The organism is Sphaerochaeta sp. S2, from assembly GCF_016406725.1.
Taxonomy (GTDB): domain Bacteria; phylum Spirochaetota; class Spirochaetia; order Sphaerochaetales; family Sphaerochaetaceae; genus Sphaerochaeta.
On record NZ_JAEKNT010000033.1, the window covers coordinates 1 to 4299 of the forward strand.

The window sequence follows — 4299 nt, forward strand, 5'->3', positions numbered from 1 at the left end:
CTTTTGAACAGTACGTTGCTTACCGTTGGATCAGTGGCCCTGATTGTGGTCTTCTCTGCCCTCTTTGCATTCGTGGCTCAGAGAAAGAATGACAAGTCCGCCTCTATTCTGATGTCCCTCTTGATCGTGGGGCTGATGATCCCACCAGCGGTTGTACCAACCATCTTCCTGTTGCAAAACCTGAAAATCTACAAGACGATGTTCGGTATGATCATGATCGATGTTGCCTTGTTCATGCCATTTGCAACCATGATTTTCAGGACGGCGATGTCCTCCATCCCACGAGATCTTGACGAGGCATCGTATCTTGACGGGGCAAGCCCTCTGACCATCTTCTTCCAGGTCATACTCCCCCTGCTCAAGCCGGCGATTGTAACGGTAGTCGTAACTACGTCGGTCAATATTTTCAATGACTTCGTTGGTCCACTGTACTTCCTTCCCGGTGCAAAGAACATTACCGCTCCCCTGACACTGTACTCATTCATGAGCCAGTTCAGCACCCAGTGGAATTTGTTGTTTGCAAACGTAGTGGTAGTGAGTATCATCCCCTTGATCATCTTTATCTTCTTCCAGCGCCAACTGGTAGCAGGAATGATGGGAGGGGCTGTAAAAGGCTGACTTTTGGTATTGGATGCAAGGCTCACCTTGCAAGCGCATAAAACAAAATTGGAGTAATATCATGACAACAGTTTCCAAGCTGCAGATCAATTATCTTGACCATGTTGTAGGAATTACCGAGGGACCACAGTTTTCTTGGGTAATCAACACACCATTTAGGAATTGTCGACAGAAACAGTATCAAATACAGATAGCTGATGAGTCATCCTTTGCCTCTCCACTGTTCGACACCGGTCTGGTAGAGAGCAGTGATTCTGCACAGGTTCGCGTGCCGGGATTCACCCCGGATGAAGGCGTTCTCTACTGGGCACGGGTGAGAGTCGTCACCGAAGCGGATACTCAGGGAGTCTCCACCTCCCCATTCAGTGCAAGTGCCACTATGCTCGGAGGCTTGAAAGACCCTGACTCACTGAAGGATCATTTCATTACTGCAGAGAGTGAAGAAGATATCAAGCTATCGAAAGGCACCTATCTAAGAAAAGCCATCTCTCTGAAAAAAGAGGTGAAATCTGCTGTAATTTTCTCCACAGCACAGGGAGTCTACCAGTTGCATATCGACGGCAAGAAGGTCTCATGTGATGAACTTGCCCCAGGATGGACCAGTTATGATCATCGCCTACTCTACCAGAGCTATGATGTAACTGACATGGTCTCAGCTGGTGAGCACGTACTCGGTGCACACCTCGGTTCTCTCTGGTATAAGAGCACACTCAGCTTCCTGATGATCCACAACTTCTATGGTGACTATGCATCCCTCTCACTACGTATGGATGTCACCTACAGTGATGGAAGCAAAGAAACGTTCTACAGTGATGAGAGCTGGAGAGGCAGCGACAGTCCGATCCTGAATTCACAACTGTATGATGGGGAGACCTATGATGCTTCCCTGGAAAAGGATGGTTGGGATAAACCAGGATTTGATGACACTTCATGGCGTGCAGCTAAACCAGTTCCTTGTACTTCAGAACATATTGAGGCACAGGAGGGCTCCCCAGTTGCGCTTCAGGAGGTCATGGCCCCAACCCTTGCATTCACGACACCCAAGGGAGAACGGGTCATCGATTTCGGCCAGAACATGAGCGCATTACCGGAGATAAGGGGTAAAGGAAAGGCAGGAGAGACCATAGTCCTGCGTTGTTTCGAAGTACTGGATAAGGACGGCAATGTCTACACCGACAACCTCCGCAGGGCTGAACAACGAATAACCTACACCATCAAGGATGACAAACCATTTGTCTATCGTCCTCACTTCACCTTCTTTGGGTTCCGGTTCATCCATGTTGAATCGTTCCCAGGACGCGCGGATCTTGATAATTTCAAGGCCTACGTGATTCACTCCGACATGCCACAAACAGGTAGCTTTGCGTGTTCCAACGAGGATCTGAACCAGTTGCAGCATAATATCCTGTGGGGATTGAAGAGTAATTTCGTGGATGTTCCCACTGACTGCCCTCAGCGTGATGAACGTCTTGGATGGACTGGTGATGCACAGATTTTCTGCCAGACAGCAAGCTATAATGTGAACACCTATACCTTCTTCAAGAAATGGCTCAAGGACCTTGCCCTTGACCAGACCAAGGAAGGGGGCGTTCCCCATGTAGTGCCCGATGTACTGTACAAGTACCCGTTCGACAACTGGTTGCTCAACAAGGGAACCCACTCTGCTACAGCATGGGCTGATGCCGCGATCATCAATCCATGGGTGCTCTATCTCACCTTTGGTGATACTGCAATCCTGGAGACTCAGTATGAGAGCATGAAGGGCTGGATTGACTTCATGAAAACCCATGCAAAGAATAATATCTGGAACTACAAGCTTCAGTTTGGCGACTGGGTTGCCTTGGATGCTGAGGAAGGAAGTTACTTTGGAGCCACTCCAAACGACCTGACATGTACTGCTTACTATGCCTATTCCACCAGTCTTTTTGTCAAGATTGCAAGAATCCTAGGGAAGGAAGATGTGGCAAAGGAGTATGAAGCACTTCATGACAAGATTGTGCAGACATTCCAGGAAACCTTCTTCAATGCCGATGGTACCATGACCGCCCAGACACAGACCGCACATATTCTTGCTCTTCACTTCAACCTTGCCCCAAAGCAGTTTGTTGCAAAGACCGTGGAGAATCTGAAGAAGTTGCTGGCTGAGCATGATGGACACCTGGTGACAGGGTTTGTCGGTACCCCGTACTTCTGCCATGCACTCTCTTCCAATGGGTGTCTGGACGAAGCATATGAGTTGTTGCTCAAGGATGACTTCCCCTCCTGGTTGTACCAAGTCAAGAAGGGAGCCACCACAATCTGGGAACACTGGGATGGTATCAAACCGGATGGCTCAATGTGGAGCCCAGATATGAACTCATTCAACCACTACGCATACGGCGCAATTGGTGAGTGGTTTTACCGGGTTGTTGCAGGTCTGGACATGGATGAGCACAAACCAGGATACAAGCATGCGATCATTGCCCCGAGGATCGGGGGAAACCTCACCTGGGTGGAAGCATCCTATCAATCGGTATATGGAGAGGTGGGTGTACGCTGGGAGAAAGAGAGCAAGACGAACGTTGTAACTTTGCGAGCAACGGTTCCAGCCAATACCACTGCCACTATCCGATTGCTGGATGGGGCAACATTGGTTGACGGAGATGCCCTTACATTCACGAAGCGTGATGATATCCTGGAAGCCGAAGCCGGTTCAGGGGTATACACGATCCGCTATACGCTGAACAAATAGCCTGGTTCAGGTTTTCGTAGTGAAACCATGAGTGTATCCGAGTGATATACTCATGGTTTTTCTTTCCTTGACTGTCATAGATACACACATTACCGTTAATCGAGGAGAAGGCAGATGAAAAAGGAATACCTCTATGCATCGCTTGCAAGACGCTTTGCAGCCTATGTAATTGACCATCTGCTTACAGCATTGCTGATGACACCCTTGTTCCTGTGGTATCTGAAGGGATTGTTCAGTGAAGCAAGCGGGATATATCTCCTTGCCTATAGTGGTCCGGTACTCTTTCTACTCATCCTGATCCGATCTCTCTATCTCACCGTGCTCTGGTCGACAAGGTTTGGCACGATCGGTTGCCATCTGCTCTCTATCAGCGTTTTTACCTTACAAGGAAATAAGCTCTCCTATGCTAGAGCTTTTCTCCGGTATCTCATCCTTTTCTTCTCAACCTGCCTGTTGGGCCTCGGATGGATACCCATCCTATTCACTGAAAAGCGTCAGGCCCTCTGTGACCTTGGAGCAAAGACAGTAGTAGTTGCTACTTCAGCAAGGATGGATGATACAGAGGATAGCGCTCTGCCTGATACACCCGATACCCTGCATAGCTCGTCGGATCAGGATCATTGAAGGAGAATACCAGCACTTCCCTGGCCGGATAGTCAGAGGTTACCTCTATGACCTTCGCTGAAATTTTCATGTCATTGAGGGAGTTGTTCGCAAAATCAAAGAGTTCAACTGCCTCTCCCTCCAGATTCTTGGTAATTCCCCCAAAGCAGATCAGACGATTCCCATTCTCCAGATAGTTTGCATCCCCGATGAATGGGGTAAAGGTAGTACTGCCATTCCCTGTCCCGTACTCCCAGACTTGTCGTACGGTCATGGCTTTCTCATCAATCTCAAACTCAACAGCACGGGAAAAATTCTCTGTGGGATCGAGTGGATCACTATAGGAT

Annotated in this window: 4 protein-coding genes; 3 read left to right on the top strand and 1 reads right to left on the bottom strand. The window is 48.6% G+C overall.

Annotation, left to right across the window (positions count from 1 at the left end; translation table 11 throughout):
* The 3 genes from JF818_RS00820 to JF818_RS00830 all read left to right on the top strand — a co-directional run.
* A partial coding sequence (locus JF818_RS00820) for a carbohydrate ABC transporter permease (RefSeq protein ID WP_198890100.1) occupies positions 1 to 618 on the top strand: 618 nt, incomplete at its 5' end.
* Between the two features lie 61 nt (positions 619 to 679).
* Complete coding sequence (locus JF818_RS00825; protein ID WP_198890101.1) at positions 680 to 3349, top strand: alpha-L-rhamnosidase; 2670 nt, start codon at positions 680 to 682, stop codon at positions 3347 to 3349.
* A 114-nt stretch (positions 3350 to 3463) separates the two neighbouring features.
* Positions 3464 to 3973: an RDD family protein gene (locus JF818_RS00830; RefSeq protein ID WP_198890102.1), complete on the top strand. Its 510-nt coding sequence runs from the start codon at positions 3464 to 3466 to the stop codon at positions 3971 to 3973.
* Here the strand turns inward: JF818_RS00830 and JF818_RS00835 are convergent.
* On the bottom strand, positions 3885 to 4299 hold a 415-nt coding region (locus tag JF818_RS00835; RefSeq protein WP_198890103.1), incomplete at its 5' end, for an aryl-sulfate sulfotransferase. The genes JF818_RS00830 and JF818_RS00835 overlap by 89 nt on opposite strands.